The sequence below is a fragment of the Pseudomonas arabinosi genome, assembly GCF_047758675.1.
GTDB classification, from domain to species: domain Bacteria; phylum Pseudomonadota; class Gammaproteobacteria; order Pseudomonadales; family Pseudomonadaceae; genus Aquipseudomonas; species Aquipseudomonas arabinosi.
The window spans coordinates 2,998,013-3,014,365 of record NZ_CP180480.1 but is presented as its reverse complement, the minus strand read 5'-3'; the positions used below and the strand labels follow the sequence as shown (position 1 = coordinate 3,014,365).

The 16,353-nt window shown below is 58.1% G+C and carries 24 protein-coding genes; 2 read left to right on the top strand and 22 right to left on the bottom strand.

The window, feature by feature from the left end; all coding sequences use genetic code 11:
• Nucleotides 1-107: 107 nt before the first annotated feature.
• From ACMXYJ_RS14200 to ACMXYJ_RS14140, 13 genes are all read right to left on the bottom strand, one after another.
• Nucleotides 108-704, bottom strand: coding sequence for a hypothetical protein (locus ACMXYJ_RS14200; protein ID WP_415760324.1), 597 nt, complete (start codon nt 702-704; stop codon nt 108-110).
• Nucleotides 701-1,063, bottom strand: coding sequence for a hypothetical protein (locus ACMXYJ_RS14195; RefSeq protein ID WP_415760323.1), 363 nt, complete (start codon nt 1,061-1,063; stop codon nt 701-703). Before ACMXYJ_RS14195 ends, ACMXYJ_RS14200 begins: the two co-directional genes overlap by 4 nt.
• 51 nt (nt 1,064-1,114) lie before the next feature.
• Nucleotides 1,115-1,471: a helix-turn-helix domain-containing protein gene (locus ACMXYJ_RS14190; RefSeq protein WP_415760322.1), complete on the bottom strand. Its 357-nt coding sequence runs from the start codon at nt 1,469-1,471 to the stop codon at nt 1,115-1,117.
• A 60-nt stretch (nt 1,472-1,531) separates the two neighbouring features.
• Nucleotides 1,532-2,035 (bottom strand): DnaT-like ssDNA-binding protein, encoded by a 504-nt coding sequence (locus ACMXYJ_RS14185; RefSeq protein WP_415760321.1) that lies wholly within the window; start codon nt 2,033-2,035, stop codon nt 1,532-1,534.
• 61 nt (nt 2,036-2,096) lie between these two features.
• Nucleotides 2,097-2,669: a hypothetical protein gene (locus tag ACMXYJ_RS14180; protein WP_415760320.1), complete on the bottom strand. Its 573-nt coding sequence runs from the start codon at nt 2,667-2,669 to the stop codon at nt 2,097-2,099.
• 49 nt (nt 2,670-2,718) lie between these two features.
• Entirely contained in the window at nt 2,719-3,666 is a 948-nt protein-coding gene (locus ACMXYJ_RS14175; RefSeq protein ID WP_201187155.1) for a major capsid protein, read from the bottom strand.
• 11 nt (nt 3,667-3,677) lie between these two features.
• On the bottom strand, nt 3,678-4,397 hold the full coding sequence (locus tag ACMXYJ_RS14170; RefSeq protein ID WP_415760319.1) for a hypothetical protein: 720 nt from the start codon (nt 4,395-4,397) through the stop codon (nt 3,678-3,680).
• Between the two features lie 147 nt (nt 4,398-4,544).
• The gene (locus ACMXYJ_RS14165; RefSeq protein WP_415760318.1) at nt 4,545-4,697 is read right to left on the bottom strand and encodes a hypothetical protein; all 153 of its coding nucleotides are present in this window, start codon (nt 4,695-4,697) and stop codon (nt 4,545-4,547) included.
• 137 nt (nt 4,698-4,834) lie between these two features.
• Nucleotides 4,835-5,926, bottom strand: coding sequence for a minor capsid protein (locus ACMXYJ_RS14160; protein WP_415760317.1), 1,092 nt, complete (start codon nt 5,924-5,926; stop codon nt 4,835-4,837).
• A complete protein-coding gene (locus tag ACMXYJ_RS14155) occupies nt 5,901-7,361 on the bottom strand; it encodes a DUF4055 domain-containing protein (protein ID WP_415760316.1) in 1,461 nt (486 codons plus the stop codon). The genes ACMXYJ_RS14160 and ACMXYJ_RS14155 overlap by 26 nt, the downstream gene beginning before the upstream one ends.
• Nucleotides 7,358-8,659: a terminase large subunit domain-containing protein gene (locus ACMXYJ_RS14150; RefSeq protein WP_415760315.1), complete on the bottom strand. Its 1,302-nt coding sequence runs from the start codon at nt 8,657-8,659 to the stop codon at nt 7,358-7,360. The genes ACMXYJ_RS14155 and ACMXYJ_RS14150 overlap by 4 nt, the downstream gene beginning before the upstream one ends.
• Nucleotides 8,646-9,107, bottom strand: a complete 462-nt coding sequence (locus ACMXYJ_RS14145; RefSeq protein WP_415760314.1) for a DUF2280 domain-containing protein — start codon at nt 9,105-9,107, stop codon at nt 8,646-8,648. Before ACMXYJ_RS14145 ends, ACMXYJ_RS14150 begins: the two co-directional genes overlap by 14 nt.
• 31 nt (nt 9,108-9,138) lie before the next feature.
• Entirely contained in the window at nt 9,139-9,762 is a 624-nt protein-coding gene (locus ACMXYJ_RS14140; RefSeq protein ID WP_415760313.1) for a putative metallopeptidase, read from the bottom strand.
• Nucleotides 9,763-9,835: 73 nt separating this feature from the next.
• On the opposite strand from ACMXYJ_RS14140, the gene ACMXYJ_RS14135 reads away from it, so the two are divergent.
• On the top strand, nt 9,836-10,285 hold the full coding sequence (locus tag ACMXYJ_RS14135; RefSeq protein WP_415760312.1) for a hypothetical protein: 450 nt from the start codon (nt 9,836-9,838) through the stop codon (nt 10,283-10,285).
• A gap of 39 nt (nt 10,286-10,324) precedes the next feature.
• On the opposite strand, the gene ACMXYJ_RS14130 is transcribed toward ACMXYJ_RS14135, so the two are convergent.
• Nucleotides 10,325-10,579: a hypothetical protein gene (locus tag ACMXYJ_RS14130; RefSeq protein ID WP_415760311.1), complete on the bottom strand. Its 255-nt coding sequence runs from the start codon at nt 10,577-10,579 to the stop codon at nt 10,325-10,327.
• Between the two features lie 66 nt (nt 10,580-10,645).
• On the opposite strand from ACMXYJ_RS14130, the gene ACMXYJ_RS14125 reads away from it, so the two are divergent.
• Nucleotides 10,646-11,164 (top strand): hypothetical protein, encoded by a 519-nt coding sequence (locus tag ACMXYJ_RS14125; protein ID WP_415760310.1) that lies wholly within the window; start codon nt 10,646-10,648, stop codon nt 11,162-11,164.
• A 206-nt stretch (nt 11,165-11,370) separates the two neighbouring features.
• Here ACMXYJ_RS14125 and ACMXYJ_RS14120 read toward each other — a convergent pair whose 3' ends face one another.
• From ACMXYJ_RS14120 to ACMXYJ_RS14085, 8 genes are all read right to left on the bottom strand, one after another.
• Nucleotides 11,371-11,748 (bottom strand): hypothetical protein, encoded by a 378-nt coding sequence (locus tag ACMXYJ_RS14120; RefSeq protein WP_415760309.1) that lies wholly within the window; start codon nt 11,746-11,748, stop codon nt 11,371-11,373.
• Nucleotides 11,745-12,059, bottom strand: coding sequence for a phage holin, lambda family (locus ACMXYJ_RS14115; RefSeq protein ID WP_046047667.1), 315 nt, complete (start codon nt 12,057-12,059; stop codon nt 11,745-11,747). The genes ACMXYJ_RS14120 and ACMXYJ_RS14115 overlap by 4 nt, the downstream gene beginning before the upstream one ends.
• A 179-nt stretch (nt 12,060-12,238) precedes the next feature.
• Nucleotides 12,239-12,724: a hypothetical protein gene (locus ACMXYJ_RS14110; RefSeq protein ID WP_415760308.1), complete on the bottom strand. Its 486-nt coding sequence runs from the start codon at nt 12,722-12,724 to the stop codon at nt 12,239-12,241.
• Between the two features lie 166 nt (nt 12,725-12,890).
• Nucleotides 12,891-13,436: a hypothetical protein gene (locus ACMXYJ_RS14105; protein ID WP_415760307.1), complete on the bottom strand. Its 546-nt coding sequence runs from the start codon at nt 13,434-13,436 to the stop codon at nt 12,891-12,893.
• Nucleotides 13,433-14,044, bottom strand: a complete 612-nt coding sequence (locus ACMXYJ_RS14100) for a recombination protein NinG (RefSeq protein WP_415760306.1) — start codon at nt 14,042-14,044, stop codon at nt 13,433-13,435. Before ACMXYJ_RS14100 ends, ACMXYJ_RS14105 begins: the two co-directional genes overlap by 4 nt.
• Nucleotides 14,041-14,511: a hypothetical protein gene (locus ACMXYJ_RS14095; protein WP_415760305.1), complete on the bottom strand. Its 471-nt coding sequence runs from the start codon at nt 14,509-14,511 to the stop codon at nt 14,041-14,043. Before ACMXYJ_RS14095 ends, ACMXYJ_RS14100 begins: the two co-directional genes overlap by 4 nt.
• A gap of 91 nt (nt 14,512-14,602) precedes the next feature.
• Nucleotides 14,603-15,409, bottom strand: a complete 807-nt coding sequence (locus ACMXYJ_RS14090; protein ID WP_415760304.1) for an ATP-binding protein — start codon at nt 15,407-15,409, stop codon at nt 14,603-14,605.
• Nucleotides 15,399-16,262: a replication protein gene (locus tag ACMXYJ_RS14085; protein WP_415760303.1), complete on the bottom strand. Its 864-nt coding sequence runs from the start codon at nt 16,260-16,262 to the stop codon at nt 15,399-15,401. The genes ACMXYJ_RS14090 and ACMXYJ_RS14085 overlap by 11 nt, the downstream gene beginning before the upstream one ends.
• Between the last annotated feature and the right edge of the window lie 91 nt (nt 16,263-16,353).

Here is a 16,353-nt window from a genome sequence, read left to right as displayed (position 1 = left end):
AGGCGGGCTCAACAGCCAAATCACTGCACCCTCTTCTTGCGTCAGCCTTCTTCCGCACTCGCACAGCGCGTAACGCATCACCGGCCGGACCGGAACGTCTTCGAATTTCATATCTGGTTGTTCCTGATAGCCTCCTGGACGATCTGCTGGAAGCGAGCCACGGTGATGCGGACCATGCCACCCGGCGCCTGGGTCGAATGCCCGAACTCCAGCGGTATCGCGTACCCAAGGCTATTGGTGATGTAGCAGGTGTCGCCCGCTTTGAATTCAAGTGCGCCGGCAACGATTCGCGCCGTTGATTTGGCTCCGCTCGGATCCACCTCTTCGGTCGTCGTGCTGTCCGGGGCGCCAATGCTGAACATCCAGTTGCCGCGGAACCGGCCGCCGACGTAGCCACTCGGCGCGGCGATATCCATGCCGTCGTGCAGCTTACGGCCAGGCTTGAGCCGTCCCGCTTTCGTCAGGTTGGCAGGATCGCTGCGCAGGCCGCTGTTGTGATCGTCTACAGCCTTGTTGTACTGGCTCGCGACGGCGTTCTGCGCCCAGATCTCGGGGTTGCCCACCGGCGACATGCGGATAACGCTGTTGCCGACTTCGATGATGATCTCGCGCAGACTGGCGTCGATCGCTTCCGTCGCCTGAGCCGAGAACTCGGCGAGGCTAAGCGCGAAACTGCCGGACTGACCGGCGCCGGCGCGACTCATGAGCGCACCTGCAGCTCGTACAGCAGCGGAGTGCCGGCGGGATTGATCTCTTTGAAATTGATCACCGTCCAGGTCCTACCTTGCACATCAACCTGAACCAGCGGCTTCGGCTTCCAGGCCATGCCCAGCGCCGCGACCTTTAGCTTCTTGTCGCCGCGCACGATCAGCGTGTCGTTCTGGAATTCGAGGCCGGTGAAGTCGAGCAGGATGCCTTGGGCGGTTTGCTCGATCATCACGTCACCGCCGCCCGGGTTGTCCGGGTCGTACTCTGGTGTGGTGATCTCGCGAAGGGTGACCGGTTGGCCGAACTCGGCAATCAGTTCAAGAGCCATCACAGCCATATCTTCATAAAAGGCCATGAACACCTCATTAAAAAGCCCGCACTAGGCGGGCTCGATTGATCGAAAACTTCATTCGCTGGCGAGTGTCACCTTGGCGAAACCGCGCTTTTTCAGCTCTTCGATAATTTCCTCGACAGATGCCTCGCCAAGAGCAATCTCGGTGAAATCATCCTGAATAATTGCCTCTAATTCGCTTTCATTTACTTGAGGAAAAAGGGCTTTATTCAATTTCGCCCAAGTGCTCATTTCTGGGCTGTGCATACCACGCTCGTAACGACCAGCCATTACGTTTGAGATGTCAGCGGCAATGGATAACTCCGCTTGGGTCATGCCAGCTGCTTTGCGAGCATTACGAAGAGCTTCAGGAAAATTTTTGTGTTTAGGATTAGGTAGCATGGGAGATCTCTCGTTGGTTTGTGCGAGCATAATGCATCACCAATAAGTAGCGCTCAAGTATTATTTATGTCGCCAGATGATCTTTTAAGATCATGCACGAATAGCGAACAACCCACGCCTCAGCAAGTAATCTGCGAATTGTGTAGCACTCGGCCTATCCGGCGCCGCCGGCAACAGTCGTCCGCTGGTGTTGGAAATAGTGGCGTACTCGCGAGTCACCGCACCTTCGACACGCTCCAGCGTCACAGCGCCTTTGCGCTTGTCGACGGGGTCGATGTCATCGGTGTGAATCTCGGCAGCCAAGGCCATCTGGCCGTACTGGATGCGAGCCGGCAGGTAGTTGTCAGGTTTGATCTGACAATCCAACTCAACCCCTCGGCGCGGCCAGGCCAGAGCCTGATCGCTGTCTGTCTTGCGACCCTTCCAGGTCTTGCCATCCATCGCCAAGGCGGACCGGCGAAGCAGTGCTTCTTGCGCAGCAACGTCCGCTGGGATAGTCACGCCGAACTTGCCGGCGTACATGACCAGGTCCGCGGCGCTCGCGTAGCTTTCGGCGTCTGGCTTGCCGGTGCCGTCCTCGATGATGAGTGTCATGGATCAACTCGCTGGAATGAGTTTCAGATATTGGCCACCGCTTTACCGGTAGCCAGCAGTATCACGCCTTGGGCAGTTCGGAGACGAGCTTTTCCAAGGATTCTTTCGAGGCGTTCGCACGGTACGAAACGCCTGCCACATCAAGCTTAGCCTTCAGGGCTTCGACCTCTACGCCTTCGCCCGCATTCAACTCGGCGAGTTCATTGCGCAGCGCCTCGTTTTCCACTGCGAGATCATCGCGTGCACCAGCCAGCTCAACCATCTGAAGACGGATAGCGTCGAGCGAATGAAACAGGCGGATTGCGAGCTCGCCGGCTTCCGGCTTTTCAATCTCGCCGGATTCCAGACCGTCGATCACAGTCCGGACCGTATTGCTTTCGATGCGAAGCTTGCCGATCAGCTCTTCCAGTTCAGCCTGGTTATTACCAGCACCCGCAACCAGCACAAGGCGTTGCTCGACTTCCTTCAGCGCCACTTCGACGCCGACATTCTCGTAGGCATCAACCACGTTCGGCCAGTCGCCAACCACAACAACACCAGTCACGCCCGCTTCTGGTCGCTCGAAGTGCTCTGGGTTGCGATAGCGCTTTTCCGGATCAAAGCCGGAGCTTTGGGTGGAATAGATGAGTTCCATGAACATCTCCAAGGCGACCATTCCAGGCCGCCCGCGATGAGTGAGCCGATTAAGGCGCGGACAGATCGATCAGGACGCCGGCCGTGACCTTGTCGCTGGTCGCGTACTTGGACCAGTTGGCACCGGCACCAATAGCGGCCAGGTTGGGGTTGATCCCACCAGTCGAGTCTTTCCAGCTGTAGCCGAGCAGGTCCATGTTGAAGGTGCCTTCGGCGCGGAACCCCATCGCCAAGTTTTCCTGGTTGTCGATGTTGTAGGAGCGGAAGCCCGGGGCCTGAGACTCAGTGATCTTCACTGCACCGGCCTGCAACCCGAAAATGGTCTCGGCCGGGATGGTGTCGGACACCAAAACCGGTTTGCCCATCGTACCCGGCTGACCGCCGTAGATGACCACACCTGCTTCTTCGTAGACCTTCTCTGTGATCGCCTGGTCGACCATGTCGAAGTAAGTCGCCGAGTCCATGGTCCACAGCGCGATGCGGCCGAAGCGGTCACCGAACTTGCGCATGCCTTTGGTCAGCGCCTTCTTGCCGTCGGTGGCGAAGCTGGCTGTGGCAACCATGTTGGCGTTCGCGCCGATGGAAGCCTTCAGGGCGGCCATGGCGTATTGGATGTAGCCCTCGAGTACCGCGTCGGCATAATCCTGGCCGACCAACTCGGAAAACTCTTCCGGCGAGCGCGCACGGCGCTTGAACGCCTCTTCGGTGGTTTCATAAGGACCGTATTTGAACGGAACCTTCACGCCGACCATCTCGCCGGAACCGATCTTCTGGCCGGCAATGGTGGCAACCGAGTTCACATCACGGTGAGCGATCGAGCCGCCGAGCTTGTAGAAAGCGCGCTTGCGCAGGTCGCCCTCGATCAGCTCGTTGTCGAGGATGATGGCGCCATTGGACGAGCCGTTGAAGATGTCCATTACGTCCTGGATGCGCTCCAGGTAAGCGGTTTGGGCAAGATCGTTGTAAACAATCATGTCCGAGTTGACGGTAGTCGCCATGGGTTACTCCATTATTTAGGCAATTTCAGGTACGCGTCCTGGCCGTTGGCGGTGATGAGCTCACGCTTGGCCACAGACGTCATTTCAGAGCGTTTCAGAGCGGCCCCACCGCCATTTCCAGCACCCCCGGCCCCGCCGCCAGATGCTTTGCTACCCGCAATCAACGGCGCGAACGCCGTGTTGTTTGCAAATTCTGCTTTCAGCTCGTCCAGCGTGGATGCGGAGAGCTTTCCCTGCTTATCGAGCACGACAACCACAGGCTTCCCGTCGCGCTGTTCGACACTCAGACGGCGCTCGATGTGAGGCAATAGGGCTTCTGCACTGCCCGGGATTGCCAGGGCAGACGCGATATCAGTAGCGGTACGGCCGACAGTCAGATCCCGGATCTGTGTGCCCAGCGTTCCACGTTCCTGTTCCAGCATGCCGTTCAACTCAGCTTCACGACGGGTGTACTTTTCGGACCAGGACTTTTCGAGCTCTTCGACGTTGCCGGACTTCCGGGCATTCTCTTCGCGCTCCAGGCGCGCCTGGTCTTCGGCGTCCCTGCGCGCCTTGTCGGCGGCCTTCTTCTCGTCCAGCAGTTCCTGAACCTTGGATTTCAAGCCACTTACGTCTTCGGGTTGTGGCAGACCTTCAATGCCGAGCACGAACTTGCCGTCCTTCTCGGTGTAGAGCGATTTAACGGCGTCGTCGACACCATCCAAAGTGTCCAGCAGATACTTCAAGCCCATTTGTTTGTCTCCCAGAGACGATTTGCAGGCCCTGCCCGCAGACATAAAAAAGCCCCGTCATTGACGAGGCCGGTGTAAATCGCGCGCATAAAAAACCCCGGCGGATGCCAGGGCTCTATGCTTGTACTTTTCTGATCTAAATCGATGTCAGTTGTAGCGCCCTTCTAAGTCGCAATCCGTGCAGTACCACTTCCTGCCACCATCCGTGAGGCGCTCTACCGAGCCAACTGCCCCATCGTCATTAGCGCAGGGCCGATCAACTTCCATTTCGTCATCCATATCTAAATCTTGGTCGTCCATACGCCCTCCTGAGTTAAGTGGAGAGACTAACTCAAGGAAGGGCTGCTCATCTACTCAAAGCTTAACGCGTTCACTCGTGAGCCGAGGACGGACGCAAAGCAGCGTCTCATTCCCGTCATAGGCTTGCCGTCCTTCTCCTACTGATTGATTCCTGCCCGCTCGAACGCCAAAGGTTCAAGAGCTTTCATCTGCACAAGCGTCAGCGGTTTGAAATTGCGATCAAGCTGGAGCTCGGAGAAGCGCTCAACGCTCAACCCTCCCTCTCGGAAAAGCTTGGCGCGGACCGGCCCAATGGCCCTGTCCTGAAACGCGGTCGGCTGCTGCTCGAGCCAGTCGTAATAGCTGAGGTCGGCCCTCACCTGCTGAGCGCCACGGTCGCCGATGGATGCCCGCGTGGCGTCCTTGGCGAATAGCGCGCTGAAGCGGGTCACCGCGACAATCGTTGAGCGGCAGTTAATGTGAATCGGTGGCCGCGGCCCCTCGGTCAACTTGAACCGCTGCTTGTCGAGCGTCCGGCACTGGCTGGTCGTCTTCGTATCCAGGGTGCTGACCCATTCCACCGCCTGCACGACGTCGGAGTTCTCTTTCAGCGTCTCCATACGCGCCTGGGTGGCGACGTGTTGCACCGCCGTTCGCACCACGGCGCCGGCGTTGCGGTTGGTCGTGGCCAGGATGCCGTCGTTGTACTGAAGCGCCTTGGTCCCGCGGATGTTCTTGATGATCTGGAAGTTGGTCTGGCCTTCGAAGAAGCCCTGCCGGATCGCGCCAGTGAGGCGCTGTCGCTCGGCGGCGGTGAAGCCATCAATGAAGGTCTTGAGCAGCTTCCCGCCGTCAGCGCCGCGCACGCTGAGCGGGTTGCCGAGGATGGCAGCCCTGATTGCAGTAGCGCCAGGCACAGCAGCATCAAACGAGACGCCCGCCGGTGCCGCCCGGGTCAGGCTGGTCGCCTCGAACTCAGCCTCGTAGTTCGCAATGTCGATGAGGTCGAGATTCAGCTTATCGCTGTACCGGTTGAAGATACCCAGCAGCAGGCTGTCGACCTCACTCAGCAACCGTTCCAGCCTGACAATGGTGTAAACCGTCAGGTCGGTCCGGGTCAGCCGCTCACGGATCGAGCGGTCAATCTCCTTCAGGAAAGGCCCGAACTTGGCGACCTCCCCCGACTTTAACTGTTCGAGGAAGACCGCGTGCCGAATCGTGGCATCAAGGATCGCTTGGTTTGCGGCCATTCAGGACTACCTCGTCGTCATCCAGATCAGGCCCGGGGTTCTCGGTTTCCAGTTCGTCACGGATCTGGTCGTCGGTCTTCTCGGGATCGATAACCCCACGATCACGCAGGTACTGCCAGAAGTCGCCCGCCGGCAGCTTGCCGCCCTGCACTGCGTTGAACAGTGCGGAAAGGATCGTTGCGTCCAGGGTGATCTGGCTGAAGTCCTGATTGAGCTTGTAGAGGGTTTCGCCGGGAGCGTTCACGAACTCAGCCATCCAGACCAAGCACTGGCTGTACGCCTCGCTGACGTTGCTCACGACCAAAGACAGCACGCTGTGTTCGGCGGCGCTGTCGTTGTCGGCCTGGGTCGCGGTCTTCACCGCACTGCCTCGCTCGATCAATCGGGCGCCGAGCGACACCATGTCCTCTTTCTTGCCGTCCATTGCCTCTTTGGCAACGGTGTTCGGCTGAGCCTGCCAGACGCCGCATGTGCCGCTGACTGGAAGCAGCCAAGGCGCACGGGAGCCGAGGAAGATGCCACCCTTCTCCATGTGATCGCGCCACTGCTCATCAAGGCCGGCCATCCATGGCTGAGGCTGACCCACCAGGTAGGCCGCCTCCTCATAGTCCGCGCTATTCCGGTAATGGCCGATGTTGACTTCCGCCATGTCGTACAGCGGCGAATCGTCGATGCTGGTGTCGTTGTTCTCGCTGCCCAGGAACTGAAACGGGATCACCCGCCACGGCTGGCCGAGTCCATTCAGTGGAGTGAAGGGCGCGATGATCATTGCCGTTTCGCTGGAGCCCTCTTCCCACACTTCCTGCGTGTAGACGCCGGCGGCATCCAGACGCAGCACTCGGAATTGAACAACCTGTTCGCTGCCAAACCCGTCATCGGTGTCGACATCGACCGTCTCGCGCAGAACGACAAGGCACAGCAGATGCTGGCCGCCGACTTGGCGCGTCTTCCAATTGATGATCGCCTCGGCCGGGTAGCTGGCAATGTTCGCCCGGGCTCGACCTGCTTGTTCGTCTGCCTTGCTCACCGAGCCGGCCACCACAGCCGCGTAATCCACCAGTAACCCGTGGCGGCCGACTTCGAGCAGATGCCCGATGACCGATTGCGATTGTTGGTAGACGCTTACGCCCTGCCCGTCGATATCCTTCGCCACGTAGTCGAGTGCGCCGGGGACGGTCAGCGTTGGCCAGGTGCGGAACACCGCCCCCACCAGACTGTGCTTCGTCCGGCCCGTGGCGTTGTAGAAGACGGCGCGCTTCTTGTACGCGTCGTAGCGATCCTTGTTGTCCTTGCTGGCGTCCGTGGCATTCGGTCGAGGCAGGTACTGATCACCGGCAGTCTTAATGGTTTCCGAACCCTTGCAGACGTCGCGCACCAAGCGCCACCGGTACTGCGCCGCCTTGTACTCGGGACGGGTAAAAGTGACGTCCGTCATCGGGCGACTCCCATTTTCATTGAGGTGACCGGCTTAACGATCGGGTACTCGCGGTGAATGAAGTAACCGCCGCCGTCGTTGGCGTGGTCGTTGCCCTGGCTCTTGTCCGGCTCTCCGTTGGGAGCCCAGATTTGCTGCTCAAGGCCGTCGGCGTAAGTCGGGCATGTGAACGGGTTGATCAGGTATCGCCGTTCGCCCTGCGCGTTGCAGAACATGGCGTTCATGGCGTTGATCCTGTCCTTTACAGGCGGGTTGGCTGCTGGCGCGATGACCGTGAAGCCGGCCTGCTTGAGCATGGCGATATCGGTGACGCTGGCGTTGACCGACTTTCGCGAATCACCGGAGGCGTCCGGGTAAATTCGGATCTCGCAGGTCTTCTTGTAGTCGTTGCCGGTGTGCTCCCAGTAGCGCTCCTTGATGCGGCGGATCATGTCTGGTGTGTCGTAGCCATCCATCAGCTCATCGACCGCGCGGGGTAGACCCTGATCGCGCTTGACGTGAGTGATCGCCGCCATCTTGCCAACGTTGAAGTCCATGCCGATGAACAGCGGCTCGCCAGGCTGCACAGTGTCGAAGCACTGATTCAGCTTGCGGTCGTACGTGTGGTAGATCGATCCGGACGTCAGGTTGACGAACTGGCCGTTCAAGTACGCGAGGATCAGTTGAGGCGGATACGAGTCCATCAGCGATTCGATGTAGTCGCTTGGCAGGTTCAGTTCGTTGTCGAACGTGCTCGCCTGCACCAGGCCGTACATCTCATTCAGCTTTGGCTTGTCGCGTAACTGCTTCACGAACTGGAGAAAGACGAACTTGAAGCCTTCCGGTGTCGTTGTTACGTCCACCCCGTTCTTCAGCCCGGGCAGGTTGTAGCGCATCCGGGCGATGATCTTGCGCCAGGCTTGCTGCGCCTTGATAGACGTCAGCACGTCCAGCTCATCCACCAGCGCATGGCCGATCTTGAAACCGACGATGGTCTGCGGCTTCTCCATCGACCGGCAAATCACAGTGCCGCGATACTGCCGGCCGCTGTAGATGTGAACCTCATGGTTCGCCTGGTTGATCTTGGTCTTCAGCCCCCAGTCATGGGCCACCTCCTCCACTGTTGGATAGAAGATGTCCCGGATCTGCGGGTAAGTCGGTGCGAAGTAGCCCGCGTTGACGCCGGGCCACTCCATGAAGTGCTTGCACAGCGCCGAGCATCCAACCCAGGTTTTGCCTGAGCCGAACCCTGCAACGAATGCGCGGAATTTATGGGGTAGCGTGAGGAAGTGAGCCTGCGGAACATTAAGGCTCGGCATTCGGCTTCCTCGCATCCACCACGTCGACCTGAATGCGGGTCGTGATTGCCGGCTCGTCGTCAGGCTCTTCCTTTCGGTTGCGATTGACGTACATGTCGCCGGTTTCTTTCGCGGCCTGCTCCAGAATCTGCATAGCCAGGCCGATGTTCTTCATCGTCTCGGCCTTCTCCACGAAGCGGTTCATGGCGCGCAGGCGGTAGGCGCGGTTGGCGATCGGGATCTCCGCCGTCTCTTCGCGAAAACGCTTGCGGGTGTCTTCGAACATCGTCACCCAGCGTTTTGCCAGGCACTTCCCTGAGGTCTTCGTGGGATCGTGTGTTTCAACCTGCTGGCGGGTGATCGACACCCCATATTCTTTCTGGACAGCCTCAACAACCTGTGACGGCGTGTCGAAGCACGCCAGGGCCTGAACGATAAAGGCCTTCACGTCATTTTGAAGGGCAGCCATAAATTCTCATCCGTCCAATGCCTGTCCAGAATCAGGCCGACTTGAGCAGACAGGTTCCGCAGGCCCTCGATATGTTCAATTTCCCCACCTCGGCAGGACTGTTTGCAGCGTCCACCAATGCCTGAACGTCAGGACTCGCACCGTAGCGACGGACCACACCGACGAACTCTTCGACGTCGTGGCCACGCATCTCGATCTTGGGTGCGCCTTCCTTGGTGAAGGCTGGCTGACCGTATTTGTCTTTGGCGTGAGCCAGGTGATACAGCTCATGCTCGACCAAGGCGCAGAAGTCGGTGTCGCTGCACTGAGAGCAGTAATCGGCAGCCAGGGTGATGATGAAGGCCGGCACATCGCCGAACCAATCGCGCATTTGCTGCTCCATCCGGGCTTTCTGCCAGCCACCAGCGCGGAACGCTACCTGTTCGGCCTGGCCCAGGACTGTGCGGCCTTGTTTCTCGAAGTGTGAGGACGCCCACATGACCCGGATATCTGCATCCACTAGATGGGCATGGTCTTCGTTATGAATGCTGCCAGTGTCGGCAAGGATCTCGGCTTGGAGCCACTCCCAGACATCGGGTGCTGGGGTCAGGCGGATACCGAAGCCGGACAACTCGGACAGCTCAAGCAGTGACACCGGAGGCTGAGGCCTGTCCATGAGTCATTTGATCCTTGTAATAGATGCCGCCTACGGGTAATGAGTGACCTACTCAACAACAACAGGCCGACTCATGACCAACATAGAGCGTTTTGATCAGCTAACTGGGCGCATATTTGCCGAGTTATACGAAGCTTTTCCGATGACCGTCGACCTAATCGATGAGGCTTTTACCGACGCAATCGTCGTCGATCCAATCGAAAGCGAAGAAGGACTCGACCAATTCATGGCGCAGGGTGAATTCTTTTCCGCAACAGTGTTGTGGCTTATCAAGTCAGGCTACGTATCGTTTTATGAAGAGGCTTCAAATGCCAACAATATGTTTCTCGGTTGCACCTTAACCGCGAAAGCATTGGAGGCGCTGAAGGCTACCCCATCAACACTTTCAGGAGAGAGCATTGGCTCGAGCCTGCAGACAGCAGCAAAGAGCGGGATGGTCGATGCCATAAAATCACTGGCTAACGATGCATTGAGCAAAGGACTTGCCCTGGCAACGAGAACGGCAATTGATCTCGCAACGTAGATCAGACACTTGGTGGGACCGGACTGAACTGCGGCACACCTACCCCTCCGCTTCTTCCAGGATGATTTCAATCAGCTTCTGCTCGCCCAATCGGAACAGCGCAAGCGACTGCATGCCGTCAGCCATCGGGCCAAACCCGAACACCTCGATGCGACCGCTTTCAGTGCGCATACCAATCACACCGACCGAACAGGCTTCACGCTCACCCGATTCCAGGTCATCAGCGATCTTGCGCAGCGTGCTGACCGCGTCTCGCCAGCCTTCACGCTTGAACTCCAGTACCTTCACCGTCATTCGGCTCACCCCAACTTACTTTTTGGGGTCGGAATCCCCATAAGGTCATTAGTTCGGGAGCAAGGAATGGATATCCACAAGTTGCATTTGCTCCCCAACCCTTTAAAAATGGATAATTTGCTCAAGGGGAAGGACATGGAAAGCCAACAGCAACCAGGACAAAGTAAGTTTTGGTCAACAGTCTCGAAACTGGTTGTGGCGGTGCCGCTTGCAGCATTAATTGGTAGCGGGCTAACTGCGCTCGTTATGGGTGGAATCGATTATGGGCAGCTCAAAAGTTCGTTGGACTCAGAGAAAAATCGGACATTGGAGCTCCAAAAGAGCAACGATGAGCTCAGTGATTTACTCGTAAAGTGGCGGGAAGCCGTCGCGCAACGAGACATTCTCCTTTCCTCCACTCAGGGGAAGCTTGCAGCTATCCAAAACGACCAATGCGAATCTATCAGTATGACAATTTATACGACCGAATCGACCCTAGACTTAGCTGACTCTCGAGGCTTTTCGGACAAACGCAGGGCAGAATTAAGCGAGTCGATACGTCTACATCAACAATCCCTGCAAGCGTGCTTCGCTTCGAGAAAGTAGCCGAAGTAATTCGCGACACGATTTGATGATTCGCGAAACGTGTCGCGACCTATCTACTTTGACTACGCTTGATCTGGGCGTCGACCTGGTCGGCGCACGTGTCGAGCAGCTTGATCGCCTGATCCTTGAGTTCCCACACATCACCGTTGAGGCGAAGGTCAGACTCGTCAGGGTCTACCCGCTCACAGGGGATCAGTTCGGGCGCTTCAATTCTTAGGGCCTGGGTCTTTGTTACCACTGCCGGCTTTCCCGCGCAGGCCGTCAGGCAGAGGCTGAGCAGCCCAATCACGAACAGGCTTGCTGTTGCGCTTGAGGTCTTCAAAGTCTTTCCTCGCCTTTTTGGCTTTGTCTTCGCTGACCCTGATTCGCTTGTTGAGGTCGGCGGTGTAGGCGGCGTTGCGTTTTGCTTCGTCGCGAAGGGTGGTGATCGTCGCCTGGCTTTCTTTGTTGGCGTCGACGGCGTCCTGCTTGCCCTTGGCCTCGATCGTCACCTGCCCCTCAAGCGCAATGACCTGGTAGTGCTGGATACCCAGCAACAGGCAGGCAACGAGCGCGATGATTGCTGCAGCAGCGAACGCCTTCATAGCGAATCAACCTTGCGACCCAAGAAGCGGGTCACCATCTCGCGGATGGCTGTCACGCCAAGGAAGCCAATGGCCCCGCCGGCAGCAACTGAAAGATTCGAGGGCCACTCCATCCACGCGATAACGCTACTGGCTGACAGGCTCAAGCCTCCGCAGATCAGCGCCTCGAAGATGATTCGGCGCTTGCTGGTTTCTTTGGCGTCGTACAGCACGCGCAAGAGGGAGATGAGGATCGCCATAATTGCGCCCTGTAGGAGTGGATTGCTCATTGCCTCCCAGAACTTGGCCCAGCTCTCAGGTCTGTCCGGCATGATTGAGAATCCAATGACTCCCTCTTGGGGAGATTGATAAATCCGACTCCAACAGCACTCCCAGCTCGGAGCGATGGGTGTGGTGGGGCCGAAAACGAAAAAGCCCCAGCAAATGCTGAGGCTCATTGAAGGTTAGAAAGCAAAACCCGTAATACGCGGACTTATCAGGATACTGACTGTTAGTGAATCTTGCTCACGTCGTAGCTATTTTTAAGCGTGTTAACAACGGCGGCACAAAGCTGCTCGTAGGCATGAAACGCGTCCTCAGCAGCACCCACTTTGAACGAACCGCCAAAGTCTTTGGAGGTGAATTCGTATCCGCCTTCAATTGCGGCAACTGCGAACTGAAAAATATGGTGCGTTTTTGGATACTGACTTGGGGCGCTTTCCAAAGTGACCGATACGGAAAAATCCACAACGCCATTGAGGCTACTAAACTCGTGAGGATATTTCTCCTCAAAATTCTGAGACTGGCCCTGCCCTACGCGAACGTAGGCCATTTCGTTACCTTCTTGATTGTTAGTCCAAGTCTTCGCTGGCAGCCCGAGATAATCCTCGAGAGCCAGCGCGAATTGGCGGGCTTGCCCCACAAGCCGGCGAAGCTGGTCTGAATTGGCAGCTCGGCACTCAGCATAGCGTTGGGAAAGCTCTTTGAATTCCGACATCTTCAATCTCCATTTGAGGGAGAAATCAAAGTGCCATACAAGCCGCTCATTTTCCAACAAAAAGCCCGACTCAATGGCCGGGCTTTCAGTGTTAATCCCTAACGCGCAGGATTGACAGGATGGGTAAATACTCTCTCACTTTCTCACTCAATGCAATGGCTATTTGCTACGCCGCGAAACTTTCGATCAGGCCCTCTGAATCCAACAACTCCTGAGCGGCGGTTAGCGCCTCGTTCACCCGGTCATCCAACGCCTTGCGGATGTTGGAGCGCCACCGGTATCGGGTTGATTCCGGCTTGCCATCGTTGTCCCAGTTGGTGATGTCGTACCAGGCAGCAGGCAGGACAGCGGCGGAGCGTTTGCCCTCTGTACCCGCCACTTGCGGGATCGCCCAGGTCAGAACTGCGCACTCACGGAAGCGTTGCGGCGCTGGCGATTGTGTCGTCTTGATCAGCTCAAGGATCGCCCCATGCTTGCGTTCGTCGTGGGTAGAGTACTTCGCCACCAGTGCCCGCCAGTGCGTAGCAGACAGCGACTTGTGCAGCCGGCCAAACACCCAGCAGTCGGTGAGGAACGCTGCCTCCTTGCCGACGATCTCCCCCTTCTGCTTGGCGCACTGCACCTTTGGCTCAAAGTCACAGCCACCGGCAGAGTTGATGGTTTCGGCGGCGAGCGCCCGAACTACAGCGGATACCACGTTGCGATATGTCATGCCGCTCTCCCCTTCAGCTCTCTTGTTTTTGCCCGGTAGTCGGCGGTCATCGCCTTCAGATCTTCGACGGTGTACTTCTTCGGCTCATGCGGGCCTTCCAGCCAGTCGACCTGCTCGACGCCAATCCGCTTAACCAGCGCGATGCGGTAATTCACGATGTTCCCGGACAGCCGGGTGTTGCACGGCGAGCATTGGCGGTGACAGTTCAGCGGCTCGAAGCGCAGCGCAGGGTTGCTCCCAACGGTCCGGTAATGCCCTGCGTCGTACTTACCTTGGTGGTGCCGGCCGCAACTGATGCAAGGCAGCTCAGAGTCGCGCTCACGCACCCAGGCGTTGAAGGCGGTCTGCGTGTCCTTGAGGTGCTCCGCCCGACTCTTCAGCTTCTCCTTGCGGACCTTGATCTCGCGGCGTTCGACATCCGCCAGGGCTTTGCGCGTGGTTTCCCGGCCCTTCTCTGACTGCCCGTGAGCAATGGCGCACTCGATCTCCCCGCATACGGCTTGGGAGTCGCTCCCAGGCGTGAACATCACTCGGCAGGTCGGGCAGCGCTTCCGGCGCGGGCCGCCCGACGTGAGCGGAGTTTTCCGCTGTAGTGGAGTGCGCTTCATGCGGCTTCCTTGCTGAGCAAATCGGTGAAGACCACGCCCTGGCCGGTGAAGAACCCGGCGATGCGGTCGGTGTACTGGACACCCTGGGCGCGGTTGAACAGGCTGGTCACCGGAAATCCGTCAGGGCCGAACAGCTTGCATTCACCCATCATGGCCAGCTTCTCCTCGTAGGGCAGATGACGCATGACTCGGTACCACGCTGCTTGAAACCCTGAGTCCTCGTTGAGCAGGATCTGCACACCAAAATGCAGCTTGCAGTAGCGCCGGGCATCGGCCGCGTCGCCGATCTGGGTCATCTCGGCGATTCGCTTGTACATCCCAAACCACAGAGAGTTCTGATCGAGCGTGCGGTCCTTCCCCGGGCGCAGGGAGACCACGACGAACTTCTTGTCGCGGTACATGGTGGTCAGGCTCGTGATGGCCTCGGTGAGCTTGGCCTGGCTGTTTACGCTGATCTTGTCGCTCATGCCGTCACCGCCATTGTGATCAGGACGCAGAACACGTCGATGGCGAAACCGGCAAAGGTGCAGGCCAGTGTGTTTGCGGATTTAGGAATCATCAGAAACCCTCCTTGCCGCGCTGAGATTCCCACTCGAAAGGAATGACGATCACCCCGCCCTCCCGCAGACGATCCGCACACCGCTCGCCGATCGCGGCCGGCAATGCCTTGGCATCCAGGTTCGAAACGATGACCGTCGGGCGCTGCTCCTCGTACCGGCCGTTGATGATTGCGAACAACGTGGTCAGTTCGAAGTCGCTGGGCTTTTCCTTGCTGACGCCGATCTCGTCGAGGATCAGCAACGAAGGACTGACGAGGCTCGACAGAATCTGGCTTTCGCTCTGCTCGCTGGTCCGGTCGTAGGTGGCACGGATTGCCTGCAAGACCGACCCGACAGTGCGGTACACAGCGGTAGCGCTCGACCGGGCCATGATCTCGTTCGCGATCGCCACGGACAGGTGAGTTTTGCCAGTGCCAGGCTGGCCCAGCAGCAACAGACAACGGCCCGACTCGGCGATCTGCGAGAACTCAGCGGCGTACCGGCGGCAGGTATTCAGCGCCTTGTGCTGCTCGGCGGTGGTGACCACGTAGCCTTCGAAGGTTTTGCCAGCAAAGCGCTTCGGGATCAGCGCCGAGCCAAGCTTGCGCTCCACGGCCATGCGGAGCATCAGCGCCTTACTCTGGCGCTCGGACTCATCCGTCGCTTCTTGGGCAATGCGGGAACACTCGGGGCAACCGGTCTTCAGCTCGCGGCCGATGACCGAGAAGATCTTCTGCTCGAACTCACCGTGGGTGTCACAGTCGGCGGGCTGGATGCGAGTTCCTGGTGGAAACTCAGGAGTCGTTTGTACCGGCTCAGAACGCATAACTACCGTCCTCCCGCTGGATCAGTCCGTCGGTGTAGTTGCGATCAGCGAAGCCGGTGTGACGGGACTTAACGACCGGGGCCGGGGCCGACTCGGCCATACGCTTGATCACCCAGGACGCCTTGAACCCTTGCCACCCAGAAGTTAGCGCTTCGGTGATTGCGTCGGACGCCGTGATTCCAGCTTCTACGCACTTGGCCAGCTCAGCGTTGACGGTTGACCAGACGGTGGCGGTGACGGCGGCGCGCTTGGCCTTGCGCTGGGTTAGCCAGTCGGCCAGCAGTTGCTCAGGGACGTTGTGCGGGTTGTCGGCCAGCAGCTGGGTCATGCCGAACGGAGCCTTGCGATCAGGCTTCGGTTGTTCCGGTTGCTCTTGGGGCGGATTAATCTCTTCCGAAGGAAGAGTTAATAGGGGTTCTTTCTTTCCATAAAGAAGGCAAGTTGCCGTTTTGGTCTCACTCGTATCTGGTCTCAGTGAGACGATTTGGGCTGAGTGAGACGTTTTGGTCTCAGTGAGACTTACAGGTTTTTCCTCATAGAAGGACCACTCGCGAATATGGGAAATCCCGATATCACCTCGGCTTCCCCCTACCCGGAAAATGATTCGACGCTCAAGGAGATGACTGATCGCTTTCGACGTGACGTCTCGGCGCATGTTGGTCTGCTTGCCGATATCGTCGGCAGTCAGGCGCTTGGTTTCGAGTTGATAGCCAATGGTCTGCCGTGCAATGGCCATGAGAACGCGCAGTTCGCGCGCTGGCAGGTCAACCGTAGCCAAAGCCTCCATCAGGCTGTTGTCCATACGGGTGAATCCCCTGCTGCTGTTCAGCTGGATGATGTTGTCGGGGGTCATTGCTTGACTCCCTGAGAACGAGATTTGAGGCGCGACACGTTTTCGGAATTAACAAAACGTGTCGCGACATTGGCTGAGTTATTGACGGGGA

Coding starts and splice junctions, on each gene's coding strand:
- ACMXYJ_RS14190 (WP_415760322.1), bottom strand. CDS start 1,471: ATGCTCGCACAAACCAACGAGAGATCTCCCATGCTACCTAATCCTAAA.
- ACMXYJ_RS14100 (WP_415760306.1), bottom strand. CDS start 14,044: ATGAAGCGCACTCCACTACAGCGGAAAACTCCGCTCACGTCGGGCGGC.
- ACMXYJ_RS14125 (WP_415760310.1), top strand. CDS start 10,646: ATGGATATCCACAAGTTGCATTTGCTCCCCAACCCTTTAAAAATGGAT.
- ACMXYJ_RS14085 (WP_415760303.1), bottom strand. CDS start 16,262: ATGACCCCCGACAACATCATCCAGCTGAACAGCAGCAGGGGATTCACC.
- ACMXYJ_RS14105 (WP_415760307.1), bottom strand. CDS start 13,436: ATGACATATCGCAACGTGGTATCCGCTGTAGTTCGGGCGCTCGCCGCC.
- ACMXYJ_RS14195 (WP_415760323.1), bottom strand. CDS start 1,063: ATGGCCTTTTATGAAGATATGGCTGTGATGGCTCTTGAACTGATTGCC.
- ACMXYJ_RS14090 (WP_415760304.1), bottom strand. CDS start 15,409: ATGCGTTCTGAGCCGGTACAAACGACTCCTGAGTTTCCACCAGGAACT.
- ACMXYJ_RS14200 (WP_415760324.1), bottom strand. CDS start 704: ATGAGTCGCGCCGGCGCCGGTCAGTCCGGCAGTTTCGCGCTTAGCCTC.
- ACMXYJ_RS14095 (WP_415760305.1), bottom strand. CDS start 14,511: ATGAGCGACAAGATCAGCGTAAACAGCCAGGCCAAGCTCACCGAGGCC.
- ACMXYJ_RS14115 (WP_046047667.1), bottom strand. CDS start 12,059: ATGCCGGACAGACCTGAGAGCTGGGCCAAGTTCTGGGAGGCAATGAGC.
- ACMXYJ_RS14150 (WP_415760315.1), bottom strand. CDS start 8,659: ATGCCGAGCCTTAATGTTCCGCAGGCTCACTTCCTCACGCTACCCCAT.
- ACMXYJ_RS14170 (WP_415760319.1), bottom strand. CDS start 4,397: ATGGGCTTGAAGTATCTGCTGGACACTTTGGATGGTGTCGACGACGCC.
- ACMXYJ_RS14145 (WP_415760314.1), bottom strand. CDS start 9,107: ATGGCTGCCCTTCAAAATGACGTGAAGGCCTTTATCGTTCAGGCCCTG.
- ACMXYJ_RS14180 (WP_415760320.1), bottom strand. CDS start 2,669: ATGGAACTCATCTATTCCACCCAAAGCTCCGGCTTTGATCCGGAAAAG.
- ACMXYJ_RS14160 (WP_415760317.1), bottom strand. CDS start 5,926: ATGGCCGCAAACCAAGCGATCCTTGATGCCACGATTCGGCACGCGGTC.
- ACMXYJ_RS14130 (WP_415760311.1), bottom strand. CDS start 10,579: ATGACGGTGAAGGTACTGGAGTTCAAGCGTGAAGGCTGGCGAGACGCG.
- ACMXYJ_RS14185 (WP_415760321.1), bottom strand. CDS start 2,035: ATGACACTCATCATCGAGGACGGCACCGGCAAGCCAGACGCCGAAAGC.
- ACMXYJ_RS14120 (WP_415760309.1), bottom strand. CDS start 11,748: ATGAAGGCGTTCGCTGCTGCAGCAATCATCGCGCTCGTTGCCTGCCTG.
- ACMXYJ_RS14135 (WP_415760312.1), top strand. CDS start 9,836: ATGACCAACATAGAGCGTTTTGATCAGCTAACTGGGCGCATATTTGCC.
- ACMXYJ_RS14110 (WP_415760308.1), bottom strand. CDS start 12,724: ATGTCGGAATTCAAAGAGCTTTCCCAACGCTATGCTGAGTGCCGAGCT.
- ACMXYJ_RS14175 (WP_201187155.1), bottom strand. CDS start 3,666: ATGGCGACTACCGTCAACTCGGACATGATTGTTTACAACGATCTTGCC.
- ACMXYJ_RS14140 (WP_415760313.1), bottom strand. CDS start 9,762: ATGGACAGGCCTCAGCCTCCGGTGTCACTGCTTGAGCTGTCCGAGTTG.
- ACMXYJ_RS14165 (WP_415760318.1), bottom strand. CDS start 4,697: ATGGACGACCAAGATTTAGATATGGATGACGAAATGGAAGTTGATCGG.
- ACMXYJ_RS14155 (WP_415760316.1), bottom strand. CDS start 7,361: ATGACGGACGTCACTTTTACCCGTCCCGAGTACAAGGCGGCGCAGTAC.